Source organism: Dysgonomonas sp. HDW5B (assembly GCF_011299335.1).
Lineage (GTDB): Bacteria > Bacteroidota > Bacteroidia > Bacteroidales > Dysgonomonadaceae > Dysgonomonas_A.
In genome coordinates, this window is record NZ_CP049858.1 from 301,708 (window position 1) to 317,416 (window position 15,709).

General features: G+C 37.2%; 14 protein-coding genes and 1 riboswitch. Of the genes, 5 read left to right on the top strand and 9 right to left on the bottom strand.

The annotated features are described in order from the left end of the window. Positions 1–105: 105 nt before the first annotated feature. The 9 genes from G7051_RS01135 to G7051_RS01175 form a co-directional block, all read right to left on the bottom strand. Positions 106–1,080 carry a lytic transglycosylase domain-containing protein gene (locus G7051_RS01135; RefSeq protein WP_166202592.1) on the bottom strand — a complete coding sequence of 325 codons (975 nt, stop codon included), beginning with the start codon at positions 1,078–1,080 and terminating at the stop codon, positions 106–108. Between the two features lie 107 nt (positions 1,081–1,187). Further along, positions 1,188–1,778: a hypothetical protein gene (locus tag G7051_RS01140; protein WP_166197880.1), complete on the bottom strand. Its 591-nt coding sequence runs from the start codon at positions 1,776–1,778 to the stop codon at positions 1,188–1,190. 37 nt (positions 1,779–1,815) lie between these two features. After that, a complete protein-coding gene (gene cdaA / locus G7051_RS01145) occupies positions 1,816–2,556 on the bottom strand; it encodes a diadenylate cyclase CdaA (RefSeq protein ID WP_166202594.1) in 741 nt (246 codons plus the stop codon). A gap of 91 nt (positions 2,557–2,647) precedes the next feature. Next, on the bottom strand, positions 2,648–3,484 hold the full coding sequence (gene folP / locus G7051_RS01150; RefSeq protein ID WP_166197881.1) for a dihydropteroate synthase: 837 nt from the start codon (positions 3,482–3,484) through the stop codon (positions 2,648–2,650). Between the two features lie 19 nt (positions 3,485–3,503). Further along, positions 3,504–4,685, bottom strand: a complete 1,182-nt coding sequence (locus G7051_RS01155; RefSeq protein WP_166197883.1) for a Xaa-Pro peptidase family protein — start codon at positions 4,683–4,685, stop codon at positions 3,504–3,506. Positions 4,686–4,766: 81 nt separating this feature from the next. After that, positions 4,767–5,342, bottom strand: a complete 576-nt coding sequence (gene nadD / locus G7051_RS01160; RefSeq protein ID WP_166197884.1) for a nicotinate (nicotinamide) nucleotide adenylyltransferase — start codon at positions 5,340–5,342, stop codon at positions 4,767–4,769. After that, the gene (gmk, locus tag G7051_RS01165) at positions 5,339–5,902 is read right to left on the bottom strand and encodes a guanylate kinase (RefSeq protein ID WP_166197886.1); all 564 of its coding nucleotides are present in this window, start codon (positions 5,900–5,902) and stop codon (positions 5,339–5,341) included. Before gmk ends, nadD begins: the two co-directional genes overlap by 4 nt. An 83-nt stretch (positions 5,903–5,985) precedes the next feature. Continuing rightward, positions 5,986–6,858 (bottom strand): YicC/YloC family endoribonuclease, encoded by an 873-nt coding sequence (locus G7051_RS01170; RefSeq protein ID WP_166197887.1) that lies wholly within the window; start codon positions 6,856–6,858, stop codon positions 5,986–5,988. 172 nt (positions 6,859–7,030) lie between these two features. Continuing rightward, positions 7,031–8,317 carry a voltage-gated chloride channel family protein gene (locus G7051_RS01175; protein ID WP_221412921.1) on the bottom strand — a complete coding sequence of 429 codons (1,287 nt, stop codon included), beginning with the start codon at positions 8,315–8,317 and terminating at the stop codon, positions 7,031–7,033. Positions 8,318–8,432: 115 nt separating this feature from the next. Beyond that, positions 8,433–8,499: riboswitch (Fluoride riboswitch) on the bottom strand. A 117-nt stretch (positions 8,500–8,616) separates the two neighbouring features. Here G7051_RS01175 and G7051_RS01180 point away from each other — a divergent pair. The 5 genes from G7051_RS01180 (at position 8,617) to G7051_RS01200 (ending at position 15,674) form a co-directional block, all read left to right on the top strand. Then, positions 8,617–9,120, top strand: a complete 504-nt coding sequence (locus tag G7051_RS01180) for a SoxR reducing system RseC family protein (protein WP_166197889.1) — start codon at positions 8,617–8,619, stop codon at positions 9,118–9,120. A 166-nt stretch (positions 9,121–9,286) separates the two neighbouring features. Further along, positions 9,287–10,723: an aldehyde dehydrogenase gene (gene aldA / locus G7051_RS01185; protein ID WP_166197890.1), complete on the top strand. Its 1,437-nt coding sequence runs from the start codon at positions 9,287–9,289 to the stop codon at positions 10,721–10,723. A gap of 245 nt (positions 10,724–10,968) precedes the next feature. Beyond that, a complete protein-coding gene (locus tag G7051_RS01190; protein ID WP_166197891.1) occupies positions 10,969–12,504 on the top strand; it encodes a tail fiber domain-containing protein in 1,536 nt (511 codons plus the stop codon). A gap of 53 nt (positions 12,505–12,557) precedes the next feature. Further along, entirely contained in the window at positions 12,558–14,081 is a 1,524-nt protein-coding gene (locus G7051_RS01195) for a tail fiber domain-containing protein (protein WP_166197893.1), read from the top strand. A gap of 51 nt (positions 14,082–14,132) precedes the next feature. Further along, positions 14,133–15,674, top strand: a complete 1,542-nt coding sequence (locus tag G7051_RS01200) for a tail fiber domain-containing protein (protein ID WP_166197894.1) — start codon at positions 14,133–14,135, stop codon at positions 15,672–15,674. Positions 15,675–15,709: the final 35 nt, after the last annotated feature.

Here is a 15,709-nt window from a genome sequence, read left to right on the forward strand (position 1 = left end):
GCCTATGTGTTCACCTTCAGTTTACAAGTAAAGCAAACCCTTACAAGCAGAAATGCGATATTTACTATTTTCTTTTACTTAAGGTCACAGACCTTTTTATTGCTTTTACTCCGTAACCCATCTTTTATCATATACTTTTATTTTTTCGCCTCTCTTATAATAAAGAGACTCGCTATTAGGTATAAGAATAGTATACGAACTTTGACTTTTGGGGGTTATGGTCAATTTACGATCCCTTAACCAGGAGTTGAAATCTTTCAACTGAGCATAAGTTACACCGTTATCTTTGGCGAAAGAAGCCAGATCGGGTATGCTTTGAGTAACCTCAACCGAGGTAAATTGAATAGGCTTATACAATTGATCGGCAGATATTACATAGCCATATTTATAGGGATTCTCAAAAATACATTTGAGTGCCAACATTCTAAAATAATAACGTGAAGTTTCTTCTACCAACCACAAATCTAAACTATCTTCAGCTTGTTGTTTATCCAATTCGCCGCTGATACGTCCCATGCCTGCATTGTATGACATGGCTACGCTCGACCAGTTTCCATACTTACGATAAGCGCTATTTAGATATTTACAAGCCGCCTGAGTCGATTTTTCGATAGAATATCTCTCGTCAACTTCACTGGTAACCTCCAGCCCGAATTGAGTAGCAGTGGCAGGCATCAGCTGCCATAAACCCGATGCTTTGGCTGATGATACCGCCCGAGGGTCGAGCGAACTTTCAATTGCAGCCAAATACCTGAAATCTTCGGGTATACCGTTCGCTTTCAATATAGGGTCTATAATCGGGAAAATACGGTTAGCTCTTTTGATAAGCAACAGCGTAGTTGAATGAAGGTATGCAAAACTATTTATCTCACGATCGAAACGCTCATGAAGATCATATCTGTCAAGTTTCAAACTTTCACCTGCCAGACTCACTTCATCGGGTATTTCGATAGAGGTTGTCATTGCCAAAACTTTAGGATTCTTCCGTTCTTCAAGAGTGGCTTCCGAAGTGGACAGCAAAAACACACCCAATGAACATACACATGCAATTGAAGCAGTTAGTATTATATATTTCTTCATCATATTTTTTAGTTGTAATAGTTTCAAAGCGAGTCAATCTATTAGCCCCCCCCTAATTCACACATTTTTATCTATGAGATCGTTCTTTTTAACTTCTTTCACCATACTTACTTGTATTGTAAGTCTTTTATGACTTTCAACACATCTTCTCTATTCTTTGCTTCTTTAATAAATTGAGGCAAATAAGCAACCATCGTCCTTGCATATGAAGATTGCCTTTCTCTTAAATCAGCTTCTACATAAGTCCGTATCTCTTCCAAATGTTCTCTATTATATGCCCAGAACAAATTTCCTTTTACAGAACTTTGAAACCATAGAGGAAACCCAAAGAAGGGATCTCCTTGCATTCCATTAAGATTTTTCTTAGGAGAATACGCTGATATATTAGGAGTATATTCTGCTTTAAAACCACAGCTAGGACAAATTATACTCATTTCTTGTGGTGGATTTTTCAGATTACTCAATTCTGCTGAAATACTTTTACCACAATCGGGACAGTTTCGTTTTACATTTGCCTTGTATAAGGTAAGTTCTAAAAATGCGGCTTTGTGCATACAGCAACTACATTTCAGCTCTACATTATTCCGCGCCCAATAACTCCCTGTAAAAGAGACAATAGCCGCTTTTTCACATTTAGGACATTCTACTAAATAATATTTAGGATAGTGATATCCTGTGTGTTTATATCTCTTTTCCATTATATTATTCCTTAGATAAAAAAGTCAGTAAAAATTTTCATTTATGTATACGTTCTGATTTATCAGTCTTACCTACAGGTTGATTTAGCAGCTCCTGTAGTTTTTCGGGAGTTATATTAGGATATATGTGTCCTCTACTCATAAATGAAATTTTACCCCTTTCCTCGGAAACTGTTATAACCTGTGCATCTGTTTCCTGACTAACACCAAGCCCTGCCCTATGCCTCAATCCAAATTGTTTGGGAAGGTTCGGGTTTTGTGATATGGGTAATATACAACCGGCAGCAGTCACTTTTCCTTTCGAAATAATCATTGCCCCATCATGAAGCGGGCTATTCTTGAAAAATATATTTTCGATTAAGCGTGTACTGACATCTGCATTTATAATCTCACCTGTTTGCTCATATAGTCCCAACGACATCTCCTGCTCTATAACAATTAAAGCTCCGGTATAAGTCTTAGACATATTCATACATGCCAAAACAATAGGCGTTACAAAATTATTTCCGCCGGTATCACGGCTTTTACCGCCAAAAAGCTTAACCAATGACCGGAATACACTATTGGCACCCAGTGTCATAAGGAAGCGCCTGATCTCGTCTTGAAAGAGAATAATAATGACAAACATTCCGATGCTTACAAACTTATTGAGGATAGCCCCCATCAGTCTCATTTGCAATACATGCGAAACTATAATCCAGAGTATAATAAATGCTATTATTCCTTTAAATATAGTGGTAGTTCCCGATTTTTTGACAAGATTATACAACTGATACATTACAAATGCCACCAGTAAAATATCAATAATGTCTTTTATTCCGAAATTCTCCAAAACTAAATATCTTTAAGGTCTCAGACCTAATTTATCTTTACTTATATCTCAACTGCTCTGTGATTTTAACAGCTTCACAAGCTTCCTTCACATCATGAACACGCAAAATATTAGCACCGTTCATCAGAGCATATGTATTAAGAACCGTAGTACCATTAAGTGCCTCTGAAGATGCCACTTCGAGAAACTTGGTTATCATCGATTTTCGTGATATGCCTACAAGCAAAGGTAATTCAAAATTTTCAAAAAAATTCAAATGCCTCATCAATTCGTAATTTTGGGATACGTCTTTCGAGAATCCAAATCCGGGGTCGAGAATAATATCATTGACGCCCAATTGATGTAAACGAGCTACCTTTTCGGAGAAATAATAAGCTATATTCTGAATTAAATCGTCATAAGTATTCAGCTTTTGCATGGTCTGAGGAGTACCCCTCATGTGCATCAAAATATACGGCACATGAAGATCGGCAACAGTCTGAAACATATTAACATCAAGACTTCCTCCAGAAATATCGTTAACGATAGCAACTCCATAATCCTGCACACATACTTTGGCAACATTCGCATGAAAAGTATCTACGGACAAAATAACATCGGGAAATTCCCGATTTATAGCTGATAAAGCAGGCGATAAACGTTCGATCTCTTCTTCTGATGAAAGAAATTGTGAAGATGGACGAGTCGACTGCGCACCTATATCAACAATAGTTCCACCTTGAAGAATGATCTCCTCTACCCTCTTCAATATGTCAGCGTCATTTTGTTTGCGACTTCCTTCATAAAAAGAATCAGGTGTAACATTGAGTATCCCCATCACCAAAGGGGTAGACAGATCATGTAATTCTCCTTTAATATTTATCGTCTTTATCATACTTTTATTCGCCAAGACTTTATGAGTCTAAATCAATTATACCTTCTTCTAAAACAGTCAGATTCTCAATATTATTATCATGAACCAAATAAGTATTTTCAACACCTACTGCCCCTACATTCGGTATAACAAATTTAGGTTCAAGTGCAAAAACCGTATTACTTACAAAAACTTCTTTCGAACGAGGTGTAAGTACTGGCGGCTCGTTTATTTCGAGACCAACGCCATGACCTACAAATTTAGCCTGTAATTTTGTTCCCATAAAATAAGCTTCCAGATCATTCTTTTTGGTAAGATCCATAGCTATATTATATAAGTCGGCACAAGGCGTTCCCTGTTTAGCAGTCTGCTTAATTACTTCATGTATCTCTCTCGAAACCTCATGTGCTTTATAAGCTAAATCAGATAATTTACCTACTGAAAAAACACGGGTCATATCGGTCATCCAAGGTCCATAATTACCGGCCATATCTATCATGATGGCATTACCTTGTTTTATTTTTTCGCCACAAGCACCAAGAGGCAAAATAGCATTTCCTCCTTTTCCACCTAAAGCAAAATCAAATGGAGAGGGACTTTCGGCATTTTCGCCTACCAGCAAACTGCCCATGTAGATATCCATATTTGCTCCGTAGCTTCTGAATATACCTAATGAACCATGCTGACGCATAAGATGTTCAATCTCGAATTGTAATTCAAGATCGGTCATGCCATTTTTATATAGATTGGGGATTTGCTTATATACCTCTACATGTTTTTTTGCACATTCTCTAACCTGAGAAATCTCAAAATCTGATTTTACGGAACGTAACTGACGCAACAATACTGAAGCATTTGCCGTTTCGGTTATTTGCATTGAGGATATCAATCGAGTGCATTCCGAGAATGACAATGTATCTACCTCCAAAAGTACTTTCTTAGGTAAAGCTAAACCCTGCTTTTGCAGTTCTTCAACTATCTGCTCGGGTTTACGAATAAAAATCGCATTCTCTAAAACCGCATCAGTAGTTCTTTTTAAGAAATGAAATGCTTCTCCCTCAGCAGGTAAATAGAAGTATCCATTGTAGATACATCCTGCAACGTAAAACACATTGACCCCTGTTGTCAGGATACAAGCATCCACTCCATCTTTTTGCATTTCGGCTTGAAGTCGTTTTTGGCGTGCCTGCAAATCGTTGAATAAAGATGTATTGAAATCCATATCTTTTATATTTTTTCTGGTCTAAGACCTATTCATTTTCTTCTTAAAAAAAGTAGAATTGTAGCTTAGCGCAACTATACCTTAGCGGTATAACTCTTTTTCTTTGATATATTGATACACACTTTCGGGTAAGAAAGCATGCATGTCTTTTCCTTTGGTAAATCCTTCCCGAATAAAGGTTGATGAGATCTCTATAATAGGAGAATTAAGAGCCTCCACATTCTCTTTCAGCTTCTTAGATATAGATATACGATACCCTAACCGAGGATAAACATATATTCTATATTGCTCTAATATCCCTTCGAAATCTCTCCATCTATCGAATGACTCCCAATTGTCCGCCCCTATAATTAAAGCAAATGTATTTTCGGGATAAGCCTCACTTAATGCTTCTAACGTATGCACTGTATAAGATGGTCTGGGGAGAGAAAATTCAAAATCGGAAGCTTTTAATTTCGGATAATTCGCCAGAGCCCGTCTTGTCATTTCAAAACGAGTATTTTCGTCCAATAAAAGAGTATCTTCTTTCAGAGGATTCTGGGGTGTCACCAAAAACCAAACTTCATCAATATCCGTAAATTCGGTGATGAAGTTCGCTAACACCATATGCCCGATATGAATTGGGTTAAATGATCCGGAAAAAATTCCTATTTTCATTCTTGAAGAAATTTAGAAACGACAGCCAAAACCTCAGCTTTTGCCACTTCGAGATTTTCATTGTGAATAATCACATCAAAACGGGGTGCAAATGTTATTTCGTATTCGGCTTTTGCAATACGGTCTTGGATTACTTCGGCACTATCCGTGCCTCTTTTCTCCAGTCTATATCTCAATGCCTCAATTGATGGTGGTTCTACAAACACCGAAAGAGCCTTATCGCCGTAATGCTCTTTAATATGGCAACCTCCTACAACATCAACATCAAAGATAACATTGCCTCCATTATCGGTAATACGTTGAATTTCGGATTTTAAAGTCCCATAATATCTGTCAGTATAAACCTCTTCGTATTCGAGGAACTCATTATTTTTTATTTTTTCCCTGAATTCATCAGGAGATAAAAAATAATATTCTACTCCATTTTGTTCGGTTCCTCGCGGAGGACGGCTGGTGGCAGAAATAGAAAAAGAAAGATTCAGATCCTGCTCCAATAAATAATTTACTATTGTCGATTTTCCTGCTCCCGAAGGTGCGGAAAAAATAAGAAGTTTACCCATTAAATTAAAAAAGTTTACGAATTTACAAATAAACGAGTAAACAAGGCTTACTTACTTGTCAACTCGTTTACTTTTTTGAAACTTTACAGTACGTTAAGTACTTGCTCTTTGATTTGCTCTAATTCATCTTTCATCTGTACAACCAATTGTTGCATCTGCACATGATTGGCCTTAGAACCTGTTGTATTTATCTCACGGCCCATTTCCTGAGTTATGAAGCCAAGCTTTTTACCCTGACCCGATGTGTCGTTCAGTGTTTCAAGAAAATACTTAAGATGGTTTCTCAAACGGGCTTTTTCCTCATTTATATCTAACTTTTCGATATAATAAATCATCTCTTGTTCGAAACGGTTCTTATCGTAATCAAAATTCTCGATTTTTTCAAGAGCCTCAATAATACGGGCTTTTACCTTTTCAACACGCTCTCCTTCGAAAGGCTCTATAGCTGTCATTAAATTACCGATATTAGAAATCTTCTGAATAAAGAGGTCTTCCAACATTTTCCCTTCCTGCTTTCTGAATTCAACAAGTTGATCTAATGCTTGATTAATGGTATCTGCTACAATTTTCCATTCTTCCTCATCTGCATCCTGTGCTTCATATTTCAAAACATCGGGTAATCTTAATAGTACTTGAAACCAATCCGATGGTACATCAATTCCTAACTTTTCAGAAGAATTTTTGATTTGGTTGTAATACGATTCAAGTACATTCTGATTTATCTGAGATGTAGTTTCCTTACTTGTATTCTCGACATAAATAGCAAAATCAACCTTACCTCGTTCGAGACGACGAGCTATCAGGCTACGCACGTTTAACTCCTGTTCTTTATACACACTAGGAATACGCACTGATAGATCAAGCTGTTTACTATTCAAAGATTTAACCTCAACAGTAATTTTCTTATTCGATAATTCGGCTGTTGCTTTGCCAAATCCTGTCATCGACTGTATCATATAATTTGTTTTAAGGTCTCAGACCTATTTATTATTCATTGGCAGGCATAAATGCAACTGATGGTTACCTTATAAACAAGGTTGCATTAAATACTTACTACTATTTATTCTTTCACAAAAGTAACCTTTTTGGACGAAACTATAATCAATATTTGATCTCCAAATAATAATGTCAACGCTTTATTTCGTCTATATGCTGCCCTCTCTCATGTGTGTATCTTCCGAATTTAGGTTCACCCACCATCTGTTTTCCATAAATCCCTGTATGACCGGATATTAAATATGAAATTACGCAAGCGATTGCTGCATACACACCGCATCCTCCGCCAAATAATTCAATAGCCATTATCGAACAGGCTATTGGTGTATTGGTAGCACCTGCAAATACGGCAACAAAGCCTATTCCGGCTAACAAGCCCATAGGCAAAGGGATAAACAGCGACAGTGCATTTCCTAAAGCTGCTCCTATAAAAAACAGCGGTGTAACTTCTCCACCCTTAAATCCGGCAGCTAGTGTTACGATTGTAAATGCTATTTTCAATAGAAAAGCATAGGGTACAAGTTGATGGTCAAATGAATCGACAATAACAGGGATACCCAATCCAATATAATCGGTGGTATCCATTGCCCAAACAGCAATAATAACGATCAAACCTCCCACAAAAGGACGGAAAGGAGGATATTTTATTTTCGATTTGAAAAGTGCTGTTACATAATGTATGCCTTTACTGAAAAACACGGCACAAAGTCCGAAAGCCACTCCTGCAAATATTGTATACAATAAAGTTTCGGCTGAAATTTCAGGTACAAACGAAATTGAATAATGTGTATGATGGGCTTGCCATGCTTTAGTCGCTAAATCGGCGATAACAGACGATAAAAGAGCCGGTAACAGGGCATTGTACCTCAAACGTCCTATCAGAAAAAACTCAAGACCAAATATTGCTCCTGCCAAAGGTGTTCCGAAAACAGAACCAAATCCGGCAGCTGTAGCAGCGACTAATAAGATACGGCTTTCTTCGGCAGTTAATCGAAAAGGTTTACGAAACACATCGGCAATGGCTCCTGCCATCTGAATGGCTGTACCCTCCCGTCCTGCCGAGCCTCCGAATAAATGAGTAACTACTGTACCAATATATACAAGAGGAGCCATTCGAAAAGGAATCCTTTGTTCAGGCTTATGAATCGTATCGATCAAGAGATTATTTCCTCCATTGGCTTCTTTTCCATAATAATGATACAACAAACCAATAAATACTCCGGCGATGGGTAGAAAAGCCATAATCCAAAGATGCGATTGTCTGTAATTAGTTACAAAATCGAGAGAATGCAGAAACAGAGCCGAAGCCGAACCAATACAAATACCGATAACGGTACTTATTGTTATCCATTTAAGAATATACAATATAAAGGGGTAATTTCTAAGAATTAATCGGAAATGGATGCTGATTTTTCGCACAAAAAAATGTTTTTGTTTCTTTATTAAATTGCTTCAGACCTTTTCTTATTACTTTCATAGGTAAAATAGCAATCGCTCGCTATTATCCTTAAACACAGTAATAATATTAAAATCATTTTAATAAGGCGTCATCAGCTTGTTGAAGGCGGTTGGTTAAGGAAGACACCATTTCCTTTAAGATCATAAAGATAATCACTTTATATTTAAAATAAAAAAGGAGACATTAAAATAGCCAATATTTTATTGCAGGATTTATAACTCTTACATACTTTTGAGCCCGAATTAAAAACATCCTATTCATGAAATCAAAATATACCTCTTTATTGAGATTCGAAACGATCATTATTATATTTATTCTCGTGGCTTTTTCTTTGACCTGGATAAGCTGGGGTAAGCTCATTGTTACAGGGTGGGATCTGCCTTCTTTGTATAAAAAGACTACTAAAATTTCGAATACAATCATGTTCTTCGCTAAAAAGGATTCTCCACACCTAGCATATGTATTTTACATAGTACCGTTATTGAGTTTAATATCGGGTATTTTTTTGTTTAAGATGAGATACCGAACCGCAAATCTTATATTATTACTCGCCTCTATACTGGGAATATTTGTTTCTATATATATGTATATTTATTTTATTACCTCCAAGATGTTTAAACTCTCCAATGCAGGAGGAGGTATACACCTCTTACTTTTGGTCAGTAGTATAGGGTTGACATGGTCGTTTATATATTGTATCAGAAAAAAGAAAAATAAGGATATTCCTTTAGAAGCAATTTCTGAAACCAACGACCTGCTTTAAGAAAATATACTAACTGAAAAGCATTTAGCACACTATAAATGACATAAATCGAAGTCTTTTTTTTGATTTTTTCGCATTCTTTTGTGGTAGAAGTACAAAGTATTCCCTATTTTTGGATTTACAGACTAGCAATCTTTAACCAATTAAAAATACTATTTGTAACGCCATGAAAGAATTAAAAATGTTCATCGATGGGAAATTCATCGAAAATACTTCAGGAAAGTGGATCAATGTCCTAAATCCTTCAACAGAAGAAGTAATCGCAAAGATGCCTGACGGCACTCTCGAAGATACAAAAAAAGCCATCGACGCAGCAGACGCCGCTCAGATACAATGGGAAAAAACTCCCGCCGTTGAAAGAGCCGGCTACCTCCTTAAAATTGCTGCGGGCATTCGTAAAAGGGAAAAAGAAATAACAGATATTATTGTACAAGAAGGTGGTAAAACACAAGGCTTAGCAAATGTTGAGGCTCTGTTTACGGCCGATTATCTGGAGTATATGGCAGGATGGGCACGCCGTTACGAAGGCGAAATTATTCAAAGTGATCGTCCTAACGAAAACATATTCTTATTTAAGAAAGCTATCGGTGTAACAACAGGTATCCTGCCCTGGAACTTCCCATTTTTCCTTATAGCACGAAAAGCTGCTCCGGCACTCGTTACAGGAAATACGATAGTAGTAAAACCAAGTCAGTTAACACCTATCAACGCATACATCTTCGCACAGATTGTCGAAGAAGCAGGTGTACCCAAAGGAGTATTCAATCTGGTCAATGGACGTGGTTCAGTCATCGGTCACGAATTGGCAGCCAATCCAAAAGTGGGTATGGTGAGCCTTACAGGAAGTGTTTCAGCAGGACAACAAACCATGGCTGCTGCAGCTCCTAATATCACCAAAGTATCTCTCGAACTGGGAGGAAAAGCTCCTGCCATAGTAATGGACGATGCCGATCTCGATTTAGCCGTTAAAGCGATTATTGCCTCAAGAGTAATTAACACAGGGCAGGTTTGTAATTGTGCCGAACGTGTATATGTCCATAAGAGTGTTAAAGAGGCATTTATGACTAAATTGATTGCAGGAATGAAAGCCGTTAAAGTGGGAGATCCGAATAAAATCGCTGATCTTGATATGGGACCATTAGTAGAAGAAAACGCTCTGAAATCGGTTCAGGATAAAGTTGAAAAAGCAATTAAACAAGGTGCAAAATTAATCTGCGGAGGAAACCGTATCGGAAATAAAGGATATTTCTTCGAACCAACTATTCTTGATAATGTGACCCAGAAAATGGACATTATCAAAGAAGAAACATTCGGTCCTGTTTTACCGATTGTAGAGTTTACCGATATAAATGACGCTATTGCTTGGGCTAATGACTCCGAATTTGGCTTAACCTCTTCGGTATATACTCAAAATTTAGACACTGCATTCAAACTGGTGAGAGCTCTTAAATTTGGAGAGACATATATCAATCGTGAAAACTTCGAAGCCATGCAAGGATTTCATGCAGGATGCCGCAAATCGGGTATTGGCGGTGCTGACGGAAAACATGGATTGGAAGAATATCTACAAACTCATGTAGTTTACTTAGAAACAAAGGGTTAATCATTCGTTAATTAATCATAGGAGGTCTCAGGAGCAATGCGTTCCTGAGACCTTTTTGTTAAAAACTACTTTTCTTCATTATTGTCAATAAAAAAATCTATATTTGCGGCAAAGAGGAACAACGAAAATTCTAATATTTAAGAAATAAAAGGGTACTGCAAATGTTAAATTTCAGTACGTAATACATTCGCAACATACCTAGTGCTACGAGTTGTATATACCTATAATCTAATTTTGCCTAAAAAATGAGAGTAAAAATTCTACTATTAAACTTTGTTTTATCGTCCCTAGGCTTATCTATGGCTCAGGTTGGATTAAACACCGAATCGCCTAAAGCATCCTTACAGGTATCGACAGCCACAGACAATACTGTAAGCGAAGGGATAATCGCTCCAATATTAACTCGAACTCAACTAATTGCTAAAGATGCACTATACGGAGCCGATCAGACCGGAGCAATAGTATATATTTCAGAAACTTCGGGAACACCCTCTCAAAAGACTTCTCTTATCGACTGGAAAGGATATTACTTTTTTGATGGGACAATATGGAAACAGCTTGGTACCGAACCTTGGTATCGAAAAAACGGTGGACCGGCCATTGCAAATTCCGATTCAATTTACCTCAGAGGAAAAGTGGTTATAAATGGGACTGAGATAGCAACAGTGCATGGTGATAATGCAGCATTAAGTGTTTATGGCGCCGATGCGTTAATTAATGGATTAACAGTTGGAAAAGGGTCTGGAAATATCACTGGCAACATCGCTGTAGGTGAGAATGCTTTATTGGCAAATACTACCGGAAATAATAATATTGCAATAGGCTATTATGCCTTGGCTAAGAATACTAACGGAAGCCACAACATATCGATGGGGTCATTAGCAACCCCTAGTCTTGCATCTGGCGATTACAACATTTCAGTAGGATATATGGCAAATAGCAGCCTCATTACGGGAAGCAACAACATTGCAATAGGCAGTCAGTCCGGTTTTCCGGGAGGAACGAGTAATATAGCTATAGGCTACAAAGCTGGTAGTGATATTACAGGAACGAACAATATCGCTATAGGTGCTTTATCCAGAATCATTTCCGGAAATAATAATATCGTCATTGGAAATGTAGCCAGCATAAATGGCAGCGGTACTAATTTTAATATCGCTATTGGAGACTCTGTTACTGTTGAGGGTAATTATAACATCGCTATAGGAAAACTCTCTAAGGTTAGAGGCACCAATTCTGTAGCTTTAGGCTATGGATCAATTAACAATACAAATAACTCGATAGTACTGGGTTCTTCGCAAGTAAACACAATCAGAGCTGCAGTTACATCAATTACAGCTCTATCTGATCGTAGGGTCAAAAGAGATATTCGAGAAAATGTTCCAGGATTAGCTTTCATCAATAAATTAAATCCTGTAACCTACAATATGGATGTATCGGCGATGGCTTCTCTGCAACAAACTCCAGACACCATAAATATGCAGAGAAAGTTAGAAATTGAGAAAATATTACATACCGGATTTATAGCTCAAGAGGTTGAAAAAGCTGCTCGAGATATAAATTATGACTTCGATGGAGTTTCTATACCACAAAACAAAAATGAAATATACGGTGTGAACTATACCTCATTTGTACCATCGTTGATAAAAGCTGTTCAAGAACAAAAGAAACAAATAGAAGAACAAGAACAGTTTATTGAAGAACAAAAATTAAGTATCCAAAAACAAGATATTTTAGTACAAGATTTAAGAAAAAGATTAGCAACCCTTGAAGCCAAATAAGATTACTTAGCAGTTATCGAACCGAAATGGTAAGGTTATTACACATCCCCATTATGAGAAAAAATACAATTAAATTAATATTAGCCTTGGGAATCCTTTTGTGCTTCACAATACAGATCAAGTCACAAAACATAGGTATAAATACCACCGACCCGAAAGTATCGTTGCACATTATAGCTTCCGACAATGCTTCCTTGGCAGAAGGGCTCATCGCTCCGTCTCTTACCCGCCAACAACTTATTAACAAAGATGATGCATATGGTATTGATCAAACAAATACCCTCATATATATCACAGATCTGTCGGGCACAACAACATCCAAGACAAAAGAAATAACATCACCCGGATATTATTTCTTTGATGGTATATCGTGGCAATCTTTTTCTATTGAGCCCTGGTATAAAATAAATACTTCAGAAAAAGCAATGTTAAACACCGATTCTATCTACCAGCGAGGAAAAGTAGTAATAAAAGGTAATACCATAGGTAATGTAAATGGTGTACCTGCTGCCTTAACTGTATATACCGCCGATGCCTCTTTTAACAATGTAAGAGTAGGAAAAGGTAATTTGAATTTAGCTCGAAATACTGCATTAGGATACAATGCATTGTCATTCGATGAAACGGCAACTGAAAATAACAACCTTACGGCTATAGGCAATAACTCGTACAGTAGTTTTACTGCTGCATCAGGAACAACTATTGGAAATACTTACTATCCTTCAAATAAACTAACTACCGATTTTGTATCATTATCATCTTCGTTTTTAGGAAATATAAGTCCTTTATCCATAAAAATAGGAGCAGCACGAACCAGCAGCTCAGATTCCTGTAATGTTCAAATAGGATATATCAACCCTAACGGAACTAAAAACTCAATATTGATAGCGGGTTATATGTCCTTGAATCCAACAGAAGACTCTGTTTTATTAGGCGACTCCATTAGTGGAAATGGCACAAGGGAATCGGTTTATGTGGGAACGAGAATAAGTACTAATAGTGCTACCAGAGCTACAGTTATCGGCTCAAATAACCGAACTAATTCAACTACACACCTCATTATAGCTAACAATACAAGCTATCCCTACGAAGGATCTTATGGAGTTGTACTAGGCAATGCAAATATTACCTCCATCCGAGCTGCCGTAACCTCTATTACCTCTTTATCAGACTATAGAGTAAAAAAGAATATTGAGAGTAATGTTCCCGGAATCGAATTCATAAAAAGACTAAATCCGGTTACATACAAATTAGATATACCATCAACAGACCAACCAATGTCGAAAAGGTCACCCGAGAATATTCGACATAGTGGTTTCATTGCTCAGGAGGTAGAAACTATTGCGAAAGAAATAAATTATAATTTCGATGGAATTTATATTCCTCAAAATGAAAAAGACAGATACGGTCTCAATTATTCCTCGTTTGTTGTACCTTTAGTAAAAGCTATCCAAGAACAGCAAGCAATCTTAGCCGAACAACAAATAGCATTATCGCAGCAAAGAAACAAATTAAAAGAGCAGAATGCACGATTAGAGATTTTGTCTCAAAAACTCGCCGCATTAGAAAAGAGGTAAAATTTCTTTTTTTGCTTTTCAATCAATTACAACATTCAACAGAAACCATTTATGAAAAAAAATATACTATATTACCTACTTCTTTCATTAGTCCTTTTGGGAACTAGCAAACAGGTTCAATCACAAGTCGGCATAAATACTAAAAACCCTAAAGCAACATTAGACATCCATAGCTTATCAACAACTCCTACAACTCCCGAAGGACTTATAGCACCATCATTAACACGCCAACAAGTTATCTCAAAAGATGCAGCATATGACAACACACTAACAGGAGCAATAATATATGTGACTGACTTATCGGGGACATTAACGACAAAAACAAGAGCTATCAACAGAATAGGATATTATGCCTTTGACGGAACCATGTGGATTCCTTTTCAAAAAGAACCTTGGAATAAAGTAGGTACCAATCAAGCTTCTACAGAAAACACCGATGATATTTATTCCAATGGAACAGTAACTATCAATTCGACATCAGCATTAACATCAATGGCACTAACAGTAGCGAGTCAAGATGCATACATTAATGGAATCAGTATTGGTAGAGGAAAAGGAAATGTGAGTTCCAATACTGCAGTTGGGTATAATACACTAAATAATAATACAACAGGAACCACGAACAATGCAATTGGATATAACGCACTAGCTAAAAACACAACAGGAAGCTATAATATTGCAGTTGGTTACTCAGCTCTTGCCAATAACGAAAAGGGAAACTACAACCTGGCTATAGGCTATCGTGTTAATGAAAACAGACAAGACAGTCTCACATACAATGTTGCAATCGGCGCAAATGCAGGCTTTACTGCAGGCAACTATAATGTCGCCATTGGTACTAACGCCATTGGTACAACAACCTCTGGGGGTAACACAATAATAGGAAATGGAGCCAAGGCTGCAGGAGAGATGCTAAACCTTGCTATCGGAACAAATGCTTCGACCAGCGGGGGCAAAAACAATACAGCAGTAGGCTATAACACCACATCCATAGGTGAAGGTAGTATTGCAATAGGGTCTACAGCAAGAACTCAAGGCACAAACACTATTGCCATAGGATATGGTGCAACTAACACTGTGTCTAATTCGATAGTACTGGGAAATAGTTCAATAACTTCAATAAGGGCAGCCGTGACATCTATTACCTCCCTTTCTGATCTTCGCTTAAAAAAAGATATCCAAAATAATGTACCCGGATGGGATTTCATAGGGAAGTTGAAGCCTGTTACTTATCGTTTGGATCTAAATGCAGAAGCCTCGATAAAAGGTATCCCTGCTGAATCCCGTATTCTTGAATCGGAAAAAGCAGCCGAAAAAATAACCAGAAGCGGTTTAATAGCTCAGGATGTTGAATCAGTAACTAAAGAAATCGGGTATGATTTTGACGGAATTTATACTCCTGAAAATGAAAAAGACGTTTATGGACTTGGTTATACAACATTTGTTGTTCCTTTGGTAAAAACAGTTCAAGAACAACAGGCTATATTAGAAAAACAACAACTAACAATACATACACAACAGCAAGAAATGAATGAACGAGATGCCGAAATAGACTTATTATTGAAAAGAATAGAAGCTTTGGATAGTAAATAAGCTTTCCTGAACTCTAAATAACAAAATAAAAGGCT

Coding starts and splice junctions, on each gene's coding strand:
- G7051_RS01135 (WP_166202592.1), bottom strand. CDS start 1,080: ATGAAGAAATATATAATACTAACTGCTTCAATTGCATGTGTATGTTCA.
- G7051_RS01140 (WP_166197880.1), bottom strand. CDS start 1,778: ATGGAAAAGAGATATAAACACACAGGATATCACTATCCTAAATATTAT.
- cdaA (WP_166202594.1), bottom strand. CDS start 2,556: ATGTATCAGTTGTATAATCTTGTCAAAAAATCGGGAACTACCACTATA.
- folP (WP_166197881.1), bottom strand. CDS start 3,484: ATGATAAAGACGATAAATATTAAAGGAGAATTACATGATCTGTCTACC.
- G7051_RS01155 (WP_166197883.1), bottom strand. CDS start 4,685: ATGGATTTCAATACATCTTTATTCAACGATTTGCAGGCACGCCAAAAA.
- nadD (WP_166197884.1), bottom strand. CDS start 5,342: ATGAAAATAGGAATTTTTTCCGGATCATTTAACCCAATTCATATCGGG.
- gmk (WP_166197886.1), bottom strand. CDS start 5,902: ATGGGTAAACTTCTTATTTTTTCCGCACCTTCGGGAGCAGGAAAATCG.
- G7051_RS01170 (WP_166197887.1), bottom strand. CDS start 6,858: ATGATACAGTCGATGACAGGATTTGGCAAAGCAACAGCCGAATTATCG.
- G7051_RS01180 (WP_166197889.1), top strand. CDS start 8,617: ATGAAATCAAAATATACCTCTTTATTGAGATTCGAAACGATCATTATT.
- aldA (WP_166197890.1), top strand. CDS start 9,287: ATGAAAGAATTAAAAATGTTCATCGATGGGAAATTCATCGAAAATACT.
- G7051_RS01190 (WP_166197891.1), top strand. CDS start 10,969: ATGAGAGTAAAAATTCTACTATTAAACTTTGTTTTATCGTCCCTAGGC.
- G7051_RS01195 (WP_166197893.1), top strand. CDS start 12,558: ATGAGAAAAAATACAATTAAATTAATATTAGCCTTGGGAATCCTTTTG.
- G7051_RS01200 (WP_166197894.1), top strand. CDS start 14,133: ATGAAAAAAAATATACTATATTACCTACTTCTTTCATTAGTCCTTTTG.